We start from the raw sequence: 21952 nt of genomic DNA, 5'->3' as shown, positions 1-21952 counted from the left end.
GAGACAAACGCCGCACTATGCGGCGTTTTTTTATTTTACGATCAGGGTATTAAGCCAGGGCCTAAAAAGGCGTGATAAAAATATCAGGTCAATGAGGTGCTACTTATTTTTCAAAAAAAAGTTTGTATCATTGCGGAAGTTAAAAAGGTTATAAAAAAGGAAAGGATTCTCACGTCTAGCTACTGAAATACCTGATAATTCCCCGCCATTCCTCGCCTCCTCACAAATGTTACAAAGCGCTACCAATTATGTGCACTTCGTCATAGTCCTGACTTTTGTCCGCTAAAAAGCATTGATAATTCGCGACGCGAAAAATAACCTAAAGACGGTAGTTAATTCGAGGGTATTTAAAGCTACCCCTGACCATTTGGTCTTTTTTATTTACGCCGCTTCAGGCGTTTTAATTCGTCAAAGAGGAATAATCTATGCGTACGTTCAGTGGCAAACGTAGTGCGCTGGCGCTGGCTATTGCCGGTGTGACAGCAATGTCGGGTCTGGTGGTGACACCAGAGGCGAAAGCGGTGGGCTTCATCGATGATTCTACCCTCACGGGCGGTATTTATTACTGGCAGCGTGAACGTGACCGTAAAGACGTCACCGAAGACAAATACAAAACCAACCTTTCTCACTCCACCTGGAACGCCAACCTGGACTTCCAGTCAGGCTATGCCGCGGATATGTTCGGTCTGGATATTGCTGCGTTTACCGCGATTGAAATGGCGGAAAACGGCGACAGCGCCCACCCGAACGAAATTGCCTTCTCCTCCAGCAACAAAGCCTATAAAGAAGACTGGTCCGGGGATAAGAGCGGTATCAGCCTTTACAAAGCCGCTGCAAAATTTAAATACGGTCCGGTTTGGGCGCGCGGTGGTTATATTCAGCCAACTGGCCAGACTCTGTTAGCACCGCACTGGAGCTTTATGCCGGGTACCTATCAGGGTGCCGAAGCCGGGGCGAACTTTGACTACGGTGATGCGGGTGCGTTGAGCTTCTCCTATATGTGGACCAACGAGTACAAAGCACCGTGGCACATCGAAATGGACAAGTTCTACCAGAACGATAAAAAAACCAAAGTCGATTACCTGCACTCGCTGGGCGCGAAGTACGACTTCAAAAACGATCTGGTGCTAGAAGCGGCATTTGGTCAGGCACAGGGCTATGTCGATCAGTACTTTGCTAAGGCCAGCTATAAATTCGATGTCGCGGGTAGCCCGCTGAGCACCAGCTACCAGTTCTACGGTACGCGCGACAAAGTCAGCAACGGTGGCGTCAACGACATTTATGACGGCACCGCGTGGCTGCAGGCGTTAACCTTCGGCTACAAGGTCGGTCAGGTTGATTTGCGTCTGGAAGGCACATGGGTGAAGGCGGAAGGGCTGCAGGGCTACTTCCTGCAGCGTATGACCCCGACCTACGCCTCCTCCAACGGTCGTCTTGATATCTGGTGGGATAACCGCTCAGACTTCAACGCCGACGGCGAGAAAGCGGTCTTCTTCGGCGCAATGTATGACCTGAAAAACTGGAACCTGCCTGGCTGGGCGGTGGGCGCTTCTTACGCTTACGCCTGGGACGCAAAACCTGCCGATATGGCCACGCCGGACGCATACTACGATCCCAACTATCGCCTGAAAGAGTCTTCCTACAGCTTAGATGCTATCTACACCCTGCAGGATGGCCGTGCGAAAGGCACGATGTTCAAACTGCACTTCACCCAGTATGACAACCACTCCGATATCCCGAGCTATGCGGGCGGTTACGGCAACATCTTCCAGGATGAGCGTGACGTGAAATTCATGGTTATTGCCCCATTCACCATCTTCTGATGAACGCACCGGCGGGCTGAGTCCCGCCGGCATGGAGACTGCACATGATGAAAAAAATTGTAATCGTCGCGTTGCTGGCATCAGGGCTGGTGGCGTGTGCTCAGAATCAGGCGCCGAAAGAGGACTCCCGTCTGAAGGAGGCGTATAGCGCCTGCATAAATACTGCGGAAGGATCGCCGGAGAAAATTCAAGCCTGTCAGAGCGTGCTGAACGTGCTGAAGAAAGAGAAAGCGCATGAGCAGTTCGCGACGCAGGAAAACGTCCGCGTGATGGATTATCAGGCCTGCATCCAGGCGCGTAAAACCGGTAACGATCAGGAAGTGGCGAAGCGTTGCGATAAGATCTGGAACGAGATACGCAATAACAATAAATAAGTGCTTTACGCCCGGTGGCGCTGCGCTTACCGGGCCTACAAAGGTGTCATAGCCCGTAGGCCCGGTAAGCACAGTGCCACCGGGCTTTTTCCAGGCAAAAAAAAAGCCAACCTTGCGGCTGGCTCAGAGTATGAATCTTATTATTTCGCGTCGTGCGCGTGATCGTCTTCGCGGCAATCGCCCTCAGCGCAGTGACCGTAAAGGTACAGGCTGTGGTTCGTCAGGCGGATGCCATGACGCGCCGCGATTTCACGCTGGCGCGCTTCGATGGAATCATCGCTGAATTCAATGACCTTGCCACAATCGAGGCAGATCAGGTGATCGTGGTGCTGCTGCTGGGTCAGTTCGAAAACAGATTTACCGCCTTCGAAATTATGACGGGTAACAATGCCTGCGTCATCAAACTGGTTCAGCACGCGATAGACGGTAGCCAGCCCAATCTCTTCACCCATGTCGATAAGACGTTTATAAAGGTCTTCCGCACTGACATGGTGATTGTCTGGACCCTGAAGCACTTCAAGGATTTTTAACCGAGGAAGCGTAACTTTCAGGCCAGCCTTCTTTAATGCGGTATTGTTGTCAGTCATGCGGAATCTGTCCTGTTGCTAAACGATTCACTTCTGTAGGAAGTGACAGAAAATGCACCCGGGATAATGCGTCTCATTATAGAACTGCCATGGCTAAATGAAAACTGCAAGTCTCAGGCAAAATATGCTTATAAAAACGTGGTATCACCAACAAACTTGCTCAATGGAAAACCACGTTTTATCAGGGAGACATTGTACAGGTCTGGGCGAAAAAGTTAAAAGATTGTAGCGATTAATTTAATCGGTTTGACCTGGAGCATGGGCGCAACCGCAGTTGCGCCGCGATAAAATCAGGCGTTCAGAATATCATCCAGGTGCAGTTCTTCACGGATCTGCTTCACCCACTTCTCAACGCGCTCTGCGGTCAGTTCTGGCTGACGGTCTTCGTCGATGGCCAGGCCTACGAAATGATCGTCATCGGCCAGGCCTTTAGACGCTTCGAAGTGGTAACCGGCGGTCGGCCAGTGGCCTACGATAACCGCGCCGTTCGGCTCAATGATATCGCGGATGGTGCCCAGCGCGTCACAGAAGTATTCGGCGTAGTCTTCCTGATCGCCACAGCCAAACAGGGCGACCAGCTTACCGTTGAAGTCCACTTCTTCCAGCGTCGGGAAGAAATCATCCCAGTCGCACTGGGCTTCACCGTAGTACCAGGTTGGGATACCCAGCAGCAGAATGTCATAGCCTTCCAGATCTTCTTTGCTGCTCTTGGCGATGTCATGCACATCAGCAACGTCTTTACCGAGCTGTTTTTGAATGTTTTTTGCGATATTTTCGGTATTGCCGGTATCACTGCCAAAGAAAATGCCGATGATTGCCATGAGTAAAATAACCTCTTGAAACTTAATAGTATGGTGGCGCAATTTGGCCACGGATAAGGGCAATAATAGCAGAACTGGCAACCCTGCGGAAACAGCTATCGCGCAGGACTGCACTCTGTGCTACATGAAAAGGGCGATAAAGGGGATTTTCAGACTTATGCCTGGCTGCGTAACGTCTCAAGCTGGACGAGCAACATCTCTTCAATGAGCTCGCTGCGGCTGATATTTCGCGCGTCAGCCAGCTCGTTCAGCGCATCGACGGCGTCGGCGTTAAGCTTCAGTTCGACACGCTTAAGCCCACGATTTTTATCGCGTTTAAGCTGGTTGCGTTTATTGATACGCAGCTGTTCATCGCGCGAAAGCGGATTCGTCTTGGGTCGTCCCGGGCGACGCTCATTCGCGAACAGATCTAGTGTCGTACGGTCCGTTTGTTCTTTGGCCATGATTCTGAGACTTCGGGGGAAACACGCCGCCCTGCTAATGCCCGGGCGATAAGCGCGCCATCATACATCACCAAAAACGGCACGCCAACGACTGGAAGCCCGCAGCCTTCCAGTCGCTTTCTTTTTAATCAATTTGCAGTATCAGCAAGATAGCGGCGAATGGCGCGCAGCACAGCATCCGGTTTTTCCGCATGCACCCAGTGCCCGGCACCGGCAATCACGTGGGCGCGAGCCTGCGGGAATTGGGCCAGCAGCGTGTCGCGGTACGCGTCGGTAACGTAAGGTGAGTTTCCGCCGCGAATAAAGAGAGTAGGGTGTGGCCAGGCGGGGACGGTTTCCCAGCCCACGATGTTATTGTATTGCTCCCAGAGCACCGGCACGTTAAAACGCCATTGGCCGTCAACAAATGACTTCAGCAGGAACTGCACGACGCCTTCTTCATCAAGATGCTCACGCATGACGGCAGCCGCCTGTTGGCGCGTAGCGACACCCGCTTCTGTGACCGCATTGATGGCGGCAAAAATCTCGTCGTGACGGCGGACGTCATAATCCACGGGCGCGACGTCAATCACCACCAGGCCGCTAATACGGTCCGGGGCCAGTGCCGTCAGGGCCATCACCGCTTTGCCACCCATTGAATGCCCGATGAGGGTCACCTTTTGCAGGTCGTGGGCATCCAGCGTATCCAGCAGATCCTGCGCCATCGCCGCGTAGGTCATCTCGTCGGAACGCCCGGAAAGACCATGATTGCGCATATCGACCTGTAAAATATCGTGGTCGGTAACCAGATCGCGCGCCAGCACGCCCAGGTTATCCAGGCTGCCAAAAAGCCCGTGAACCAGTACGATGGGAGAATTATTGTTCGGCGATTGTGCAGTTTGCGCTCGGGTATTCAATTTCATGGCAAAGTTCTTTTTTTACGTATGTCAGGTTAGGGTATCATGTTGACCATTCTGCCGCCCGGCTGCAAGGTTCCAGTTTAATCTGACTTTTGCGGCCAACCTGGTTTGACGCTATCCGCTGTTGGGATTTGACCTTATAATCCCAATGACTTGTATTCAGATAAGATATCGCACTGGATTAAGATGAAAACAATCGAAGTTGATGACGAACTCTATCAGTATATTGCCAGCCAGACGCGGCATATCGGGGAGAGCGCGTCCGACATTTTACGGCGCATGCTTAAAATTTCCGCCGCTTCACAGCCTGCTACCCCAGTCACCAAAGATGTCGTGTCTCAGCCGAGCGTTGTTGCACAAGCAAAACCTGTCGTGACGCCGGCAAAAGATAAAGTGCGCGCGATGCGCGAGCTGCTGCTCTCCGATGAATACGCGGAGCAGAAAAAGGCGGTTAACCGCTTTATGCTGGTGCTGTCTACACTTTACTCACTGGATAACAAAGCGTTTGCTGAAGCGACCGAGTCGCTTCACGGCCGTACTCGCGTCTATTTCGCGGGCGACGAGCAGACGCTGCTGCAAAATGGCAATCAAACCAAACCCAAACATGTTCCTGGCACCCCGTACTGGGTGATCACCAATACCAATACGGGCCGCAAGTGCAGCATGATTGAACACATCATGCAGTCCATGCAGTTCCCGGCGGAATTGATTGAAAAGGTTTGCGGTACAATTTAACCCTTGCATCAGAAGGACCCGGTAATGGCAAATCACAGCCGTGCAGGCCAACCTGCACAACAAAGCGATTTGATTAACGTCGCTCAGCTGACCGCGCAGTATTACGTGCTGAAACCGGTCGTGGGCAACGCAGAACACGCAGTGAAGTTTGGTACATCTGGTCACCGCGGCAGCGCGGCGCGCCACAGCTTTAACGAACCGCACATTCTGGCCATTGCTCAGGCCATTGCGGAAGAGCGCGCTAAAAACGGCGTTACCGGTCCGTGCTACGTGGGGAAAGATACCCATGCCCTGTCTGAACCGGCGTTCATCTCTGTTGTGGAAGTGCTGGCGGCAAACGGCGTCGATGTGATTGTTCAGGAGAACAATGGCTTCACCCCAACGCCTGCGGTCTCTAATGCCATCCTGGTGCACAACAAAAAAGGTGGCGCTCTGGCGGACGGTATCGTTATTACGCCATCCCACAACCCGCCGGAAGACGGTGGTATCAAATACAACCCGCCTAACGGTGGCCCGGCCGACACTAACGTCACCAAAGTGGTGGAAGATCGTGCGAACGCGCTGCTGGCTGACGATCTTAAAGGCGTGAAGCGTATTTCTCTGGATGCGGCCATGGCGTCCGGTCATGTGAAAGAGCAGGATCTGGTTCAGCCGTTCGTGGAAGGGCTGGCGGATATCGTCGATATGGCGGCCATCCAGAAAGCCGGCCTGAAGCTGGGCGTGGATCCGCTGGGCGGCTCCGGTATCGAATACTGGAAACGTATCGCCGAGCACTACAAGCTGGATCTGACCATCGTGAACGATCACGTCGATCAGACCTTCCGCTTTATGCACCTGGACAAAGACGGCGCGATCCGTATGGACTGCTCATCCGAGTGCGCGATGGCGGGCCTGCTGGCGCTGCGTGATAAATTCGATCTGGCGTTTGCTAACGACCCGGATTATGACCGTCACGGTATCGTCACCCCTGCCGGGCTGATGAACCCGAACCACTATCTGGCTGTTGCAATTAACTATCTGTTCCAGCACCGCCCGCAGTGGGGCAAAGAGGTGGCCGTCGGTAAAACGCTGGTTTCCTCTGCGATGATTGACCGCGTGGTCGAGGCGCTGGGCCGCAAGCTGGTGGAAGTGCCGGTCGGCTTCAAATGGTTCGTTGACGGTCTGCACGACGGCAGCTTCGGCTTCGGCGGTGAAGAGAGCGCGGGCGCATCTTTCCTGCGTTTCGACGGCACGCCATGGTCAACCGATAAAGACGGCATCATCATGTGCCTGCTGGCGGCGGAGATCACCGCGGTCACCGGTAAGAACCCGCAGGAACACTACAACGACCTGGCGGCACGCTTTGGTGCACCAAGCTATAACCGTATTCAGGCTAGCGCGACGTCAGCTCAGAAAGCGGCCCTGTCCAAACTCTCTCCGGAGATGGTCAGCGCAAGCACCCTGGCGGGCGATCCGATCACCGCGCGTCTGACGGCTGCACCGGGCAACGGCGCATCCATTGGTGGTCTGAAAGTGATGACTGAGAACGGCTGGTTCGCCGCGCGTCCGTCCGGTACGGAAGATGCGTACAAAATCTATTGCGAAAGCTTCCTCGGCGCTGAGCACCGTCAGCAGATTGAGAAAGAGGCGGTAGAGATTGTCAGCGAAGTGCTGAAAAACGCGTAAGTGCGGTATGGGTGCGGGCTGATGCCCTCGCCCCGGCCCTCTCCCACAGGGAGAGGGAGAAAACACTAAAAACGGCAACCCCTGGGTTGCCGTTTTGCTTTGACCTCGTAGGCCCGGTAAGCGCTAGCGCCACCGGGCTTTTTTTAGCTATGCTTATTCTTCAATTCAAACCGCGGTGACACCAGACCGTACAGCGTCCAGCCCATAAAGGTCACCATTGCCCCGTAGAGCATCGCTTCCTGGCCGGATGAGTAGAGCGCATAAAAGCTGTAGATTGCCCCAATCAGCGCCACGATATTGGCCGCACGCGCTTTGCGTGGATCCACCTTCGCCACCTTCTGAATGATCACCAGCGCTGCCATCGACAGGATATACGGAATGATGTTCGTCACCACCGCCAGGTTGACCAGCACGTTGAACTGGCTGTTCAGCGACGGGCTAATGGTCATCAGCGACAATCCGCTCTGGAAGATAACAATCGCCAGCATGCCCTGCACCGGCGCATCCGCTTTGGTCACGCGGGAGAAGATTTTTGGGAAGTAACCTTCATCAGCCGAGGATTTAAAGACCTGTGCGATGGTGAACTGCCAGCCGAGGAGTGAACCGCAGCAGGACATCACCATCAGCCCCATGATCACTTTCCCGACCTCAAGCGTGAACATCTGCGCGAAGGCCAGACCGAACGGCGCCGTAGAGTTTGCCAGATCCATGTTTGGCACAATCCCGGCAATCACGTTAGTCGAGACGATATAGATCACCGCCGCGCCCAGCGTGCCGCCGAGGACCGCAATCGGCACGTTCTTCTCCGGATTCTCTACCACTTCCGCGTTCGCACAGGCGGATTCCAGACCCAGGAAGGCCCAGAGCGTCATGGCGATTGAAGAGCCGACCGCGGTAAAGAATGGCACATGGTGCGGGTTCCAGGAGTTGGCGTAGAGTGTCGGGCTGAACCAGAACCAGCCGATGATGCACAGGCCGACAACCGGGATAATCACGCCCCAGACGGTGATGCTGGAGAGCTGCCCGGTGATGCGCGCGCCGCCAAAGTTAGCCACGGTACAGATCCACAGCACGCCGATGGTCGCCAGCCCAATTTGCACCGGGCTGAGCGTCGCGCCAAACAGCTCCGTACCGTAACCCACGGCGGAGATGGCAATCGCCACGTTGGCGATCAGCAGCGACACCCCGTAGGTATAGTTGGCCATAAAGTTGCCCGACTTGCCAAAAGCGTATTCGGCATAGCCGCCCATGCCGCCTGACTTACGGCTGAACATTCCGCACTTGGCAAACGCCCACGCCAGCGCCATTGAACCGACTGCCGTCACCAGCCAGGAGATGATAGAGATGGTGCCCACCTCTGCCAGTTTGGTAGGCAGCATGATAATCCCGGAGCCCATCATGTTCACCATGGTTAGGATGGTCAGCTGCACCACGCCCATCTTATTGGACTTACTCATAATTTCTCTCCTTTCAGCAGCGCGGGCTGAGCGGCGGGTTGTTTGATGACGTTACAGCGAACCTGCTTGCGACCCTCACACTCCTCGACGTACACACCCTGCAGCTCCGGCGCGAAGCCCGGCAGCAGATTGATGCCTTCTTCCAGCGCGGCAAAGTAGCGCAGCACGGAACCGCCCCAGACTTCCCCTGGGACAACGCACAGCACCCCTGGCGGATAAGGGAGCGCGCCTTCGGCGGCGATGCGGCCTTCCGCGTCGCGCAGGGAGACCAGTTCAACTTCACCGCGCAGATAGGCGTAGTTCGCGTCCTGCGGGTTCATCATCACGCGTGGGAAGTGAGACTTGCGGAACATCTCTTTCTGCAGCTGTTTCACGTTGTGGCGGGCGTACAGGTCATGCATTTCCTGGCAGATCTGGCGCAGGGTGTAATCCGCGTAACGTTCCGGATGTTGTTTGTAGAGAGAAGGCAGGACGTCTTTCAGCGGAACATCGCTCTCGAGCAGTTTTTCGAAGCGCACCAGCTGCGCCACCAGCTGCTGCAGTTTGCCCATATCTTCCGCAGGCGTGAGCAGGAACAGGATCGAGTTGAGATCGCATTTTTCCGGCACGATGCCGTTTTCACGCAGGAAGTTGGCGAGGATAGTGGCGGGCACGCCGAAGTCGTCATACTCCCCGGTGCGGGCGTTAATACCCGGCGTGGTCAGCAGGAGCTTGCACGGGTCGATAAAATACTGATGCTCAGCGTAGCCTTCAAAAGCGTGCCAGTTTTCACCCGGTACGAAGTGGAAGAAGCGCAGATCGGTCGCAATTTTCGCCGTGTCCCAGCTTTCCCACGGGAGGCCATCCACCGTTTCCGGCACGAAGGGGCGCAGATACCGGCAGTTCTCCAGGATCAGCTTGCGCGCTTCGATACCGTTCACCACGCAATCCATCCACATGTTGCGGCCACTCTGGCCTTCGTGCATACGGGCGTTGATGTCCAGCGCAGCGAACAGCGGATAAAACGGGCTGGTGGAGGCGTGCATCATAAAGGCATTATTCAGGCGCTTATGCGGGACATAGCGCTGTTGCCCTTTGATATGGCTGTCTTTCTTATGAATTTGCGAGGTCTGCGAGAAGCCGGCCTGCTGCTTATGTACGGACTGGGTGACCAGGATCCCCGGATCGTTTTCGTTCAGCTCCAGCAGCAGCGGAGAGCAGTCGGCCATCATCGGAATAAATTGCTCGTAACCCACCCAGGCCGAGTCAAACAGGATGTAATCACACAGGTGTCCAATCTTATCCACCACCTGACGAGCGTTATAGATGGTGCCATCGTAGGTACCCAGCTGGATCACCGCCAGGCGGAACGGACGCGCATCGCGTGCACGGCCTGGCGCCACCTCTGCCACCAGCTCGCGCAGATAACTTTCTTCAAAGCAGTGGGCGTCAATGCCGCCAATAAAGCCGTACGGGTTGCGCGCGGTTTCCAGATAGACCGGCGTTGCGCCAGCCTGGAGGAGGGCACCGTGATGGTTGGATTTGTGGTTGTTACGGTCGAATAGTACCAGGTCGCCCGGGGTGAGCAGGGCGTTAAGCACCACTTTGTTGGATGACGAGGTGCCATTCAGCACGAAGTAGGTCTTATCAGCATTAAAGACTTTTGCAGCATGCTGCTGGGCGATGCACGGTGCGCCTTCGTGGATCAGCAGATCGCCCATCGCCACGTCGGCGTTACACAGGTCGGAGCGGAAAAGCGTCTCACCAAAGAAATCGACAAACTGATTACCGGCTGGATGGCGGCGGAAGAACTGACCACCCTGATGCCCCGGGCAGTCAAACGCGCTATTGCCCTGCTTCACATAGTCGACAAGGGCGCGGAAAAACGGCGGGCGCAGCTGGGTTTCATACTTCTGGGCGGCCGCTTCCAGCTGGCGTCCATAAAAGTCGTTGCTGGTGTCTGAATACTCAAATACGCCATGAATGCGCGATAAATAGTCTGCCGGGATGAACTCTTCTTTGTGCGTCGCGACAAAAACAGGAATGCCAAAACCGGTGGCTTCTATTTCGTCCAGGATACCGCTGGCAATATCCGTGACCGCCAGAACAATGGCGGCAACATCAATATAATCAGAGGCGCGGACATCTACCAGTTCACGCTGGGTAGTAAAGCAATCCGGACATGCACGGCTGGCTGCGATTTTTAAACTTTTCATCTTTCTCTCTTTATTTTAGGTAATAAGCGTCCCTCGATTTCTTGCAAGAAAGAAATCGATAATTTACCGGAAAAAAAGCAAAGGGTGGCCGCTGATTAAAATCAGTGAATTGCTTTTTTGATGATTGAAATTCAGTCCGCCCGGTGCAGATGAGTCTGAATTAAAATGAATGAGCGCACGAGTTCACAGGCAATGGCCTGTAAAATAAGGTATTTCAGGATAACCTGTAAGCGAGTGCGCCAGAAGTCGAAGGACTACCGGGCATTAAAGAGATGAAAGTCAAAGCAGTTTCGGTGGGCAAACATCATGATATGTGTTGTCCGCCTTATATGGGGCATTAAGCGATTGTTGTTTTCCATGTTTCATTTTCCTTTCAGTAATTGAAAGCATGGTCATTTTATCCAGGGAAAGGCGATTAACCGTGAGGTAGATCACCGTTAACCGATCAAATCAGAAATAAATATTCGTTTTAGATGAATATCGCAGATCAAAATTCTGATTTGTTGATGATGCGTTAACAGGTTGTGTTGTTAATGTTTTAAATGAGCAAAAATAGCCCGTAAAAATAATTTATGGGTTATTTGTGAAATATTGTCTGAGGGATTTCGTTTTTATTTAAAAATAAAATGAATAGTTATTCAAAGCATAAACCGATAACCGATACCGGTTTCAGTTAATAAATGGCGAGGGCGAGCGGGGTCAACTTCGAGTTTCTGACGAAGATGTCCCATATATATGCGTAAATAATGACTATGTTCTACAGCGTTGGGTCCCCACACCTGACTTAACAGCTGGCGTTGGGTGAGAACCTTGCCGTGGTTGTTGAGCAGAACGGCGAGCAGGCGAAATTCTATTGGCGTCAGATGGATTTCTTCTTCACCGCGCACAATACGCCGCGCGGCCAGGTCAACCCGGATATCCCCAAACGTGTAGGTTGGGTCAGCTGGCGTGGTTGCGCTGTGGCGACGCAGCGCCACGCGAAGGCGAGCCTGTAACTCGCCGATACCAAAAGGTTTAATCAGATAGTCATCCGCCCCGGCATCCAGCGCCGCGATTTTATCCGTCTCTTCCGTACGCGCGGAGAGCACGAGGATCGGCATCTGGCTCCACTGACGCACTTCCCGGATAAAATCGATGCCGTCGCCGTCCGGCAGGCCAAGATCGAGGATCACCAGGTCCGGCTTGCGGGTGGCGGCTTCAATTAAACCCCGTTGAAGCGTGCCCGCATCATGAACGCGCAGACCGTCCCCTTCCAGCGCAGCGCGCAGAAAACGGCTAATGGCGATCTCATCTTCAACAATCAGAACGTTGATCACAAATCCTCTGGTAATTCATTAAGTTCTGGCGGGGTTTCCAGAGGAAGTGTAACACAAAACCGCGCGCCTCCTTCGGGACGATTCTCTGCGGAGATGGACCCGCCGTGAACGTCAATGATCGCCTGGCAAATGGCCAGCCCCAGCCCGACGCCCGGAATGGCCGACTCCTTATTGCCGCGCGCGAATTTTTCGAAAATAGCCAACTCCTGCCCGGCAGGAATGCCCGGTCCGGTATCCCAGACGTCAAGGCGAAGCGTGCCGTCGTCCACCGTCGCATCCACCCCAATTTGGGCGCTGGCGCCCGCATATTTGCCGGCATTTTCCAGCAGGTTAATCAGGACCCGCTCAAACAGCGGACCATCGACATGAATTAACGTCAGGGGCTCGGGCATGTTCAGCGCGATATGTCGCCCGCCCAGACCGGGTTCGAGCATTTTCAGGGCGCTGCCCACCACCTCTTCAAGCGTGAGCCACTCTTTTTTGAGGTTAAAACCGCCTGACTGGATACGCGCCATATCGAGCAGGTTATTCACCAGACGCGTGGTATTCAGCACATGCTGGCGGATCTCGCTGGCCTGAAGGGCGTGTTTAGAGCCTTCGGCCGCCAGGTCCAGCGTCAGGATTTCTGACTGACCAAACAGGACGGTGAGCGGGGTTCGCAGATCGTGAGAGAGCGCCGCCAGCAGCGAGTTACGAATGCTTTCACGCTCGCTCGCCAGCCGGGCCTGCTCTTCGCTGGCGGTGAGGGCCAGCCGCTCCAGCGCGCTGGCAACCAGCAGCGTAAAGGTCTCCAGCAGCCGCTGCTGTTCGGGGATCATCAGCTGGCGCAGGTTGGAGGGCTCAACAATCACCAGCCCCTGATTTTTATCGGCGCTGCGCAGCGGCAGAATTTGGTAGGGCACGCCGGGCAGGGTGTCGGTCCCTGCGCCCGCAGGTAACCCTTTATCAAAGCTCCAGCGCGCGATGGCTTCGTCCCAGGGCGTCATGCCTGAGGCCGACGTCAGCGGGCGCAGCTTGCCGTGTTCGTCCGGGAGCAAAATCAGGTTGCTGGCATGAAACGTCGAGCGAATGAACTGCTCGCTGGTCTGCACGATATCCAGCGGCGTGCGGCCCACCGCCAGCGATTTCGACATCTCATAGAGATGGCGCGTGCGCTGTTCGCGATAGCGGGCAATACGCGCCTGGTAGCGCACGCCCGCCGTCAGATTCCCGATCACCAGCCCGACGGTGAGCATTACCGCGAAGGTAAGAATGTACTGCACGTCCGACACCGCGAGCGTGCCGCGCGGGGCAATAAAGAACAGATCGAAGCTGATGACGTTGATCACCGTCGCCAGCACCGACGGCCAGCGCCCGTAAAAGAGCGCCACCACCACCACGCCAAGCAGGTAGATCATCACCAGGTTGGCGGCATCAAATGCGATCAGCCACTGGCTTGCAATCACGGTAATCAGGGCGCAGAGCACGACGGCGACAAGACAGCCGCGCAGCTGAATGCGCCATTTATCGCTGAAGGCACGGCTGTCCGGCGCGCGGCTGGGTAACGGCGTGGGCTTATCATCCAGCGCCACGATCACCAGGTCCAGATCCGGTGCGCGGCGGGCCAGCTTGTCGGCAAACGATTCGCGGCTAAACCAGCGGCGATGCTGGCGACGGCCAATCACGATTTTCCCGAGATTGTGCTCACGGGCGTAGCGCAGGATGGCTTTATCTTCCTGAGGGTCGGAAAGAGTGGCGGTTTCGGCACCCAGCTCCTGCGCCAGGCGAAGCGAACTCAATATCGCGCGGCGCTGGTTCTCGGGGAGCGCGTGCAGCTGCGGCGTTTCGACATACACCGCATGCCAGACGCTGCCAAATTTAGCCGCCAGGCGCGCGGCGGTGCGGACAAGCTTTTCATTGCCGCTGCCGTGGCCTACGCACAGCAGGATGGCATCTCGCGTATGCCAGACGCGCTCCTGGCCCTGCAGGTCGCGCCAGGCGCGCATCTGATCGTCGACGCGATCGGCAGTACGACGCAGGGCCAGCTCGCGCAGGGCAATCAGGTTACCTTTACGGAAGAAATGTTCGATGGCGCGCTCGGCCTGGCCGGCAATATAAACCTTGCCTTCGTGCAGGCGCTGGCGCAAATCGTCAGGGGGCAGGTCAACCAGCACCACTTCATCGGCGGAATCAAAAAAGGGGTCGGGCACCGTCTCGCGCACCTGAATGCCGGTGACGCCGCTGACCACGTCGTTCAGGCTTTCGAGATGCTGAACGTTAACCGTCGTGAAAACATCGATGCCGGCTTCGAGCAGCTCTTCTACATCCTGCCAGCGTTTTGGATGGCGTGAGCCTGGCGCATTGCTGTGCGCCAGTTCGTCCATCAGGATAAGGGCGGGACGGCGGGCGAGGGCGGCATCGAGATCGAATTCGGTGACTAGCCGACCGCGGTGGCTGATGCGGCGGGGCGGCTGGGTGGCCAGCCCCTTCAGCAGCGATGCGGTCTCTTTGCGTCCGTGGGTTTCTACCACGCCTATCAATATATCGAGCCCCTGCGCCCGAAGCCGCTGGGCTTCCGTCAGCATGGCGAAGGTTTTCCCGACGCCTGCGCAGGCGCCAAAGAAAATTTTCAGTTTGCCGCGATGGGCTTCGGCCGTCTGTTCAAGCAGCCTGTCCGGATCCGGGCGCATGGGCTCGTCGGTCATTTAGTTTTTCCTTAGCGCGTCCAGCGCCAGATTCAGCTCAACAATATTCACCACGGGCATGCCGATAAAGCTGACCAGCGGCTTTTGCGTGTGCTCTGCAACCAGCTGGCTAACCTGTTCGACGGTCAGCTGACGGGCCGCGGCGACGCGCGGGATTTGCCATGCCGCGGCTGCCGGCGTCAGGCTGTAGTCCAGCCCGCTGGCCGAGGCGGTCACCAGCTCTACGGGCACCTCACGGCTGGCCTGCGGATTAGCGGCGCGCAGGGCTGCCACGCGCTCAGCAACGGCTTTGTCCAGCTCAGGGTTGCTGCCTGCCAGGTTGCTGCCGCCGGATGCCATCGGATTATACGGGCTTTCGGCAGTGGCGGAAGGGCGCCCCTGGAAGTAACGGGCATCCGTAAAGTTCTGACCAATCAGGCGCGAACCGCGGCTTTCACCGTTTTGCATAATCAGCGAGCCGTTGGCCCGATCCTTAAACCACCACTGTCCCAGCGCGGTGGTCACCAGCGGGTACAGCCCGCCGGTAATGAGAGACAGCAGAATAAACAGAAGTATAGCGGGGCGTAACATCGTCATTTGATTCACCTTTTAAACCAGGCCGAACAGCGTCAACAGCAGGTCGATAACCTTGATACCGATGAAAGGCACCACCAGCCCGCCCAGGCCGTAAATCCACAGGTTACGGCGCAGCATGGCGGCGGCCGTGAGCGGCTTATAGCTCACGCCTTTCAACGCCAGCGGGATCAGGAAGACAATAATCAGGGCGTTAAAGATCACTGCGCTCAGAATGGCCGATGCCGGAGAGTGCAGGTGCATCACGTTCAACGCGTTTAATTGCGGGTAGGTCGCAGCAAACGCCGCCGGAATGATGGCAAAATATTTCGCCACGTCGTTGGCGATACTGAACGTGGTCAGCGACCCGCGCGTCATCAGCATCTGCTTGCCGATGTGCACCACTTCAATCAGCTTGGTCGGGTTAGAGTCGAGGTCGACCATGTTGCCCGCCTCTTTTGCCGCCTGGGTACCGGAGTTCATCGCCACCGCCACGTCGGCCTGCGCCAGGGCAGGGGCGTCGTTGGTACCGTCGCCGGTCATCGCCACCAGACGGCCTTCCGCCTGATACTGACGAATCAACGCCAGTTTCGCTTCCGGTGTGGCTTCAGAAAGAAAATCATCCACGCCCGCTTCGGCGGCAATCGCCGCGGCGGTAAGGCGGTTATCCCCGGTGATCATCACCGTTTTGATCCCCATTTTACGCAGCTGGGCAAAGCGCTCCTTGATGCCGCCTTTGACGATATCCTTCAGGGCAATCACCCCCAGCACGTGTGCCCCTTCGGCCACCACCAGCGGCGTCGCCCCCTGACGGGCCACGCTTTCGACCAGGCTGTCCACTTCCGGCGGGAAGTGGCCATTGTTGGCCTCAATGTGGCGACGGATGGCGTCAACAGAGCCTTTACGGATCATGCGATCCTGAATGTTAATGCCGCTCATGCGGGTTTGCGCCGTGAAGGGCACGAAAGTGGCGTGCAGGCTCTGAACGTCGCGCTGGCGCAGGTTAAAGCGCTGCTTGGCGAGGATCACGATACTGCGGCCTTCCGGGGTTTCATCGGCTAGCGAAGAGAGTTGCGCGGCATCCGCCAGCGTTTTTTCATCCACGCCCGGGGCGGGCAGGAAATCTGACGCCTGGCGGTTACCGAGGGTAATGGTCCCGGTTTTATCCAGCAGTAAGACGTCCACGTCACCGGCGGCTTCCACCGCACGCCCGCTGGTGGCGATGACGTTGGCACCGAGCATACGGCTCATGCCGGCTACGCCGATGGCTGACAGCAGGCCACCAATGGTGGTGGGGATCAGGCAGACCAGCAGCGCCACCAGCACCGTGATAGTGACCGCGGTGCCGCCATAGGCGGAGAACGGCCACAGGGTCGCGGTTGCCAGCAGGAAGACGATGGTCAGGGCCACCAGCAGGATGGTCAGGGCGATCTCGTTCGGTGTTTTACGGCGCTGCGCGCCTTCCACCATGGCGATCATCCGGTCGAGGAAGGTTTCCCCCGGGTTAACGCTACACTGGATCACCAGCCAGTCGGAGAGAATGCGCGTCCCGCCCGTCACGGAGGCGAAATCGCCGCCGGACTCACGGATAACCGGCGCGGACTCCCCGGTAATGGCGCTTTCATCCACCGAGGCGCCCCCTTCGATGACTTCACCGTCGCAAGGGATAATGTCACCGGCTTCCACCAGCACCACATCGCCTTTACGCAGTTCATCAGCCGGAACGTGGTCCATCTGCGCGCCGTATTTCGGTTCACGTAGCTTGCGCGCGAAGGCGGTTTTCTTCACCCCTTTCAGGCTGTTGGCCTGGGCTTTACTCCGGCCTTCCGCCAGCGCTTCCGCAAAGTTGGCGAACAGCACGGTAAACCACAGCCACAGGCTGATGGCGCCGGTAAACATCGCATTTCCCGGCATGTGGCCCGTTCCCATGGCAATCGCCAGGGCGGTGGTCAGCACGCTTCCCGCCCAGACAATAAACATCACCGGGTTGTGCCACTGCACGCGCGGACTCAGCTTTTTCACCGCATCCATGAGCGCCTGGCGAACTAATGACGGTTCGAACAGGGCCAGTTGTTTACGACTCATGACAATTTCTCCGCAAAATCAGCGTAAAGAGAGGTATTCCGCGACCGGGCCTAACGCGAGGGCGGGGATAAAGGTCAGGGCGCCGACCAGTAACACGGTACCCGTCAGCAGGCCGATAAACAGCGCGCCGTGGGTCGGTAATGTCCCGGTGGTGGTCGGTTGGATTTTTTTATTCACCAGCGATCCGGCAATCGCCAACACCGGCACAATGATCCCAAAGCGACCCACAAACATGCAGAACGCCAGCAGGCAGTTCCAGAACGGTGAGTTGGCGCTTAAGCCCGCAAACGCGCTGCCGTTGTTGTTGGCGGCAGAGGAGACGGCATACAGCACTTCGCTAAAACCGTGAATGCCGGGGTTAAAGATGCCGCTGCGTCCGGTCTCGGTCATCAGCGCCAGCGCGGTGCCGAGCAGCACAAGCGCAGGGGTGACCAGAATCGCCAGCGCGGTTAATTTCATCTCGCGGACGTCGATTTTTTTACCGAGGTATTCCGGAGTGCGGCCAATCATCAAACCGGCAATAAATACCGCCAGCAGCACGAACAGCAGCATGCCGTAAAGACCCGAGCCCACGCCGCCAAAGACGACTTCGCCAATCTGCATCAGCCACATCGGGATCATGCCACCCAGCGCCGTAAAGGAATCATGCATGGCGTTGACTGCCCCGCACGAGGCCGCCGTGGTGACTACCGCATACAGGCTGCTGGCAAGAATGCCAAAGCGGCTCTCTTTACCTTCCATATTGATATTGCTGTTGGCCCCCAGCTGCATGAAATGGCCGTTGCCGCTCCATTCAGCCCACATCACCAGCGCCACGCAGACTACAAAGATAAGTGACATCGTCCAGAGCAGGGTGCGGCCCTGACGTCGATCGTTAACCACGTCACCAAAGGCGAAGCAGAGCGCGGCGGGGATCAGGAAAATCGCCAGCATCTGCACAAAATTGGTCAATGCGGTAGGGTTTTCAAACGGATGCGACGAGTTGGCGTTGAAGAAGCCACCTCCGTTCGTCCCGAGCATTTTGATGGCTTCCTGTGACGCTACTGGCCCCATCGGCAGGAGCTGTTTTGCACCTTCCAGCGAGGTATAGGGCGCGTAAGACATCAGGTTTTGCAGGGTGCCCTGCTGGATGAAGAACAGCGCGATCAGCAGCGCAATTGGCAGCAGGATCCACAGCGTAATGCGGGTCAGATCCACCCACGCGTTACCCAGGGTATTGATTTTCTGACGCGCAAACGCACGCGTCAGCGCGAAGATCACCGCGATACCGCTGGCGGCCGAGAGGAAGTTTTGCACGGTTAACCCGACCATCTGGCTGAAATAGCTCAGCGTGGTTTCACCGGCGTAGGACTGCCAGTTGGTGTTAGTGACAAAGCTCACCGCCGTGTTCAGCGCAAGATGCCAGGACAGGCCCGGTAACTGTTGCGGATTCAGCGGCAGGATGCCCTGCAACATCAGCATGGCAAAAAGCGCAATGAGCCCAACGATATTCAGCAGCAGAATGGCGATCAGATACTGACGCCAGTTCATCTCCCGATCGTCTATTCCCAGCACGCGCCAGATCCCTTTTTCAACGCTTCCCGTGCCGGGCAAAGGAACGTTGTTGATCAATCGTGCCAGTCCCGATCCCAGTGGCCTTGCCAGAATGAACAGTACCACTAAGAAGCTGGCAATAAGCAGAAACGCCTGAGCAGCCATCAGAAGGCCTCCGCATTTATCAGGGCATAGACCAGATAACCCAATAACAGGAACACCAGCACGATGCCGGCAATAAGACCTGCACTCACAATCCACCTCCAGGTGACTTTCGTTGTTGTACTAACGGTAGGATTTCCGGCGCAAAGATTTCGCAAAAATGGGGAGGGCGGGTGTAAAAAAAGTATAAAAATGGCAAAGCCCACAATTTAACTATTGATAAGTAAACTGTTAACTTTTTTGTAACTTAATTACGGCGTGAATGTAAATATTCACTAAATGGGCAAAAATAAGTGGTCGGATGAGTAGTAAAATTACAAACAAAGCGATATTATTTTAGCCAGGTCACAGATTTTGAATTTTCCGGATGACGTTTCCGGCCAACTATAGGGGAGAAAATATGGATCTTTATAAAGAGTATCCGGCTCATATCGTGTTCTTGCGCCGCGCTTTCGCCGTAGTGGCTGGCGTGCTGGCTCTGCCGGTGATGCTGTTCTGGAAAGATCGTGCACGTTTTTACAGCTATCTGCATCGCGTCTGGGCGAAAACCAGCGAGAAGCCGGTGTGGATGGATCAGGCCGAGAAAGCGACCTGCGATTTCTACTGATACTAAGACTACACATAGCAATAAAAAAAACCGCCACATTACTGTTGGCGGTTTTTTTTGTCCCTCGGGATTCGCGGTCCGTTGGGTGATCTTGCAGCCCCTACCCGGGGTTTTAATCATACCTTCCTGTAAGCAGATGGCAATCCCTCGAAGCCTTTATAAATTCCTAATTTTATTCGAGTATCTTACCTTCGCAGCGGATGTTAATTATGATGCTGCGTCCCTTTCCGCCATCTCGCAAATGGGCATCGGTCCTGGGAAAGGTGTACTTACAGCCGTAAAGCAGCCCGCCTACCCGGGCTTGTGTCCACCGACTTATCACCGGTGGTGAACGGTGGAGCGGTTAGCAGCAGGGACCGCATAATGAAACGCTATTTTTGCATCGCGTTCATTGTCGCCAGCGTACTCGTTGTAAAGAGCGATGAACCTAATGGGTTTGTCGCGTTAACCACGATAGCGCAGGACAAGTAGCGCTAAGGCCGCTTCGGGCGGCCTTTTTTATTTCATCCCGTCTACACTTCATGGCAAAGTAGTTCAATGCATGCTTTTTCCTTTTACGGCATGCCCTTACGGACATAATGGATAATTGCCTGGAGTTTTATGCCCACCCATCTGGTTTGGTTTCGCGCGGACCTGCGCGTACATGACAACATCGCCCTTGCGGCAGCCTGCCGCGCCAAAGACGCTAACGTACTGGCCCTGTTTATGGCCACGCCCGAGCAGTGGCGGCAGCACGATATGGCCCCCCGGCAGGCGGCCTTGCTCCGGGCGTATCTGAACGATCTGCAGCACTCGCTCGCTGGAAAAGGCATACCGCTTCTCTATAAAGAGGTGAGTGATTTTGCCGCACAGCTTCAGACGGTGCAGGAGATATGTAAGCAGCACAACGTCACGCATCTTTTTTACAACTATCAGTACGAATTCAACGAGCAGCAGCGCGACCGTCAGCTGGAGAAGATGCTGGAAGGGGTGGTCTGCGAAGGGTTTGATGACAGCGTGATGCTGGCACCGGGCAGCGTGATGACCGGCAACCACGAGATGTATAAAGTTTTTACGCCGTTTAAAAATGCCTTTATCAAACGTCTGAAAGAGGCGCTGCCGGAGTGCGTTGCCGCGCCTGCCGTGCGAGGCGAAGCCATAAAGGATCTGCCTGAGCTGACGTTTGATTACCCTCAGCAGCCGTTTGATGAAACGCTGTTCCCCGCCGATGAGAAAGCGGCAATCGCTCAACAGCGCCAGTTCTGCAAGCAGGACGCGGGATATTACGACGCGCGTCGGGATTTTCCCGCCATCGAGGGCACCAGCCGCCTGTCGGCCTGTCTGGCGCTTGGCGCGATCTCACCGCGCCAGTGTTTGCATCGTCTGCTGGCGGAGCAGCCGCAGGCGCTGGAGGGGGGCGCAGGGGCCGTCTGGCTGAATGAACTTATCTGGCGCGAGTTTTATCGCCATCTGATGACCTTTCATCCGGGTTTGTGTAAGCATCGGCCCTTCATTGGCTGGACCGATAATGTAAAGTGGCAATCGAATGATAAGCAGCTTAAAGCCTGGCAAAGCGGGCAGACGGGTTACCCGATAGTCGATGCCGCCATGCGTCAGCTTAACGAGACGGGGTGGATGCATAACCGCCTGCGGATGATTACCGCCAGCTTTCTGGTGAAGGATCTGCTTATCGACTGGCGTATCGGAGAGCGCTATTTTATCTCTCAGCTGATCGATGGCGATCTCGCCGCGAATAACGGCGGCTGGCAGTGGGCAGCCTCTACCGGCACCGATGCCGCGCCCTATTTCCGGATTTTTAATCCGACCACGCAGGGGCAAAAATTTGATGCGGACGGCGAGTTTATCCGCCGCTGGGTTCCTGAACTTAACGGTATACCTGCTAAAGCGATCCACGAACCGTGGGCATGGGCGGATAAACAGCGTGTAAAGCTGAATTACCCTCGTCCGATTGTCGACCATAAACAGGCGCGTGTCGCCACGCTGGCGGCGTACGAAGCTGCCCGCAAAGCATAAG

The 21952-nt window shown here is 55.8% G+C and carries 19 protein-coding genes; 6 read left to right on the top strand and 13 right to left on the bottom strand.

What is annotated here, in order from left to right:
- Positions 1-425 precede the first annotated feature (425 nt).
- Together chiP and chiQ are read left to right on the top strand one after the other, a co-directional pair.
- The gene (gene chiP / locus AC27FC_RS07725; protein WP_196354701.1) at positions 426-1823 is read left to right on the top strand and encodes a chitoporin ChiP; all 1398 of its coding nucleotides are present in this window, start codon (positions 426-428) and stop codon (positions 1821-1823) included.
- Between the two features lie 47 nt (positions 1824-1870).
- The gene (gene chiQ / locus AC27FC_RS07720) at positions 1871-2197 is read left to right on the top strand and encodes a ChiQ/YbfN family lipoprotein (protein WP_032668313.1); all 327 of its coding nucleotides are present in this window, start codon (positions 1871-1873) and stop codon (positions 2195-2197) included.
- 140 nt (positions 2198-2337) lie between these two features.
- Here chiQ and fur read toward each other — a convergent pair whose 3' ends face one another.
- The 4 genes from fur to ybfF all read right to left on the bottom strand — a co-directional run bounded on the left by fur (position 2338) and on the right by ybfF (position 4950).
- Positions 2338-2784: a ferric iron uptake transcriptional regulator gene (fur, locus tag AC27FC_RS07715; protein ID WP_014169146.1), complete on the bottom strand. Its 447-nt coding sequence runs from the start codon at positions 2782-2784 to the stop codon at positions 2338-2340.
- Positions 2785-3074: 290 nt separating this feature from the next.
- Positions 3075-3605 (bottom strand): flavodoxin FldA, encoded by a 531-nt coding sequence (gene fldA / locus AC27FC_RS07710; RefSeq protein WP_008501067.1) that lies wholly within the window; start codon positions 3603-3605, stop codon positions 3075-3077.
- Between the two features lie 155 nt (positions 3606-3760).
- Entirely contained in the window at positions 3761-4048 is a 288-nt protein-coding gene (gene ybfE / locus AC27FC_RS07705) for a LexA regulated protein (RefSeq protein ID WP_028019455.1), read from the bottom strand.
- 128 nt (positions 4049-4176) lie between these two features.
- Positions 4177-4950: an esterase gene (gene ybfF / locus AC27FC_RS07700; protein WP_196354700.1), complete on the bottom strand. Its 774-nt coding sequence runs from the start codon at positions 4948-4950 to the stop codon at positions 4177-4179.
- Between the two features lie 183 nt (positions 4951-5133).
- Here ybfF and seqA point away from each other — a divergent pair, with 183 nt between their 5' ends.
- The gene (gene seqA / locus AC27FC_RS07695) at positions 5134-5682 is read left to right on the top strand and encodes a replication initiation negative regulator SeqA (RefSeq protein WP_094934385.1); all 549 of its coding nucleotides are present in this window, start codon (positions 5134-5136) and stop codon (positions 5680-5682) included.
- A gap of 24 nt (positions 5683-5706) precedes the next feature.
- On the top strand, positions 5707-7347 hold the full coding sequence (gene pgm / locus AC27FC_RS07690; protein ID WP_058841816.1) for a phosphoglucomutase (alpha-D-glucose-1,6-bisphosphate-dependent): 1641 nt from the start codon (positions 5707-5709) through the stop codon (positions 7345-7347).
- A 143-nt stretch (positions 7348-7490) separates the two neighbouring features.
- Here the strand turns inward: pgm and potE are convergent, their stop codons facing one another.
- The 9 genes from potE to kdpF form a co-directional block, all read right to left on the bottom strand.
- Positions 7491-8804, bottom strand: coding sequence for a putrescine-ornithine antiporter (gene potE / locus AC27FC_RS07685; RefSeq protein ID WP_094934384.1), 1314 nt, complete (start codon positions 8802-8804; stop codon positions 7491-7493).
- Positions 8801-10999: an ornithine decarboxylase SpeF gene (gene speF / locus AC27FC_RS07680; RefSeq protein WP_094934383.1), complete on the bottom strand. Its 2199-nt coding sequence runs from the start codon at positions 10997-10999 to the stop codon at positions 8801-8803. The genes potE and speF overlap by 4 nt, the downstream gene beginning before the upstream one ends.
- Positions 11000-11253: 254 nt before the next feature.
- The gene (speFL, locus tag AC27FC_RS07675; protein ID WP_003858645.1) at positions 11254-11358 is read right to left on the bottom strand and encodes a leader peptide SpeFL; all 105 of its coding nucleotides are present in this window, start codon (positions 11356-11358) and stop codon (positions 11254-11256) included.
- 279 nt (positions 11359-11637) lie between these two features.
- On the bottom strand, positions 11638-12315 hold the full coding sequence (kdpE, locus tag AC27FC_RS07670) for a two-component system response regulator KdpE (RefSeq protein ID WP_008501074.1): 678 nt from the start codon (positions 12313-12315) through the stop codon (positions 11638-11640).
- The gene (gene kdpD, locus AC27FC_RS07665; protein ID WP_033144942.1) at positions 12312-14999 is read right to left on the bottom strand and encodes a two-component system sensor histidine kinase KdpD; all 2688 of its coding nucleotides are present in this window, start codon (positions 14997-14999) and stop codon (positions 12312-12314) included. Before kdpD ends, kdpE begins: the two co-directional genes overlap by 4 nt.
- Positions 15000-15575, bottom strand: coding sequence for a potassium-transporting ATPase subunit KdpC (kdpC, locus tag AC27FC_RS07660; RefSeq protein ID WP_033144943.1), 576 nt, complete (start codon positions 15573-15575; stop codon positions 15000-15002). It lies immediately after the preceding gene.
- Between the two features lie 12 nt (positions 15576-15587).
- Positions 15588-17636, bottom strand: a complete 2049-nt coding sequence (gene kdpB / locus AC27FC_RS07655; protein ID WP_023310779.1) for a potassium-transporting ATPase subunit KdpB — start codon at positions 17634-17636, stop codon at positions 15588-15590.
- 18 nt (positions 17637-17654) lie between these two features.
- Positions 17655-19334: a potassium-transporting ATPase subunit KdpA gene (kdpA, locus tag AC27FC_RS07650; protein ID WP_094934382.1), complete on the bottom strand. Its 1680-nt coding sequence runs from the start codon at positions 19332-19334 to the stop codon at positions 17655-17657.
- A complete protein-coding gene (kdpF, locus tag AC27FC_RS07645) occupies positions 19334-19423 on the bottom strand; it encodes a K(+)-transporting ATPase subunit F (protein WP_014069365.1) in 90 nt (29 codons plus the stop codon). The genes kdpA and kdpF overlap by 1 nt, the downstream gene beginning before the upstream one ends.
- 308 nt (positions 19424-19731) lie before the next feature.
- Here kdpF and AC27FC_RS07640 point away from each other — a divergent pair, with 308 nt between their 5' ends.
- Entirely contained in the window at positions 19732-19938 is a 207-nt protein-coding gene (locus AC27FC_RS07640) for a YbfA family protein (protein ID WP_023310781.1), read from the top strand.
- A 600-nt stretch (positions 19939-20538) separates the two neighbouring features.
- The gene (gene phrB, locus AC27FC_RS07635) at positions 20539-21951 is read left to right on the top strand and encodes a deoxyribodipyrimidine photo-lyase (RefSeq protein WP_094934381.1); all 1413 of its coding nucleotides are present in this window, start codon (positions 20539-20541) and stop codon (positions 21949-21951) included.
- Position 21952: the final 1 nt, after the last annotated feature.

The sequence above is a fragment of the Enterobacter sp. C3_dUdeg genome (assembly GCF_057536195.1).
The sequence above is the reverse complement of the archived record's forward strand: the minus strand, read 5'-3'. Positions and strand labels throughout refer to the sequence as shown.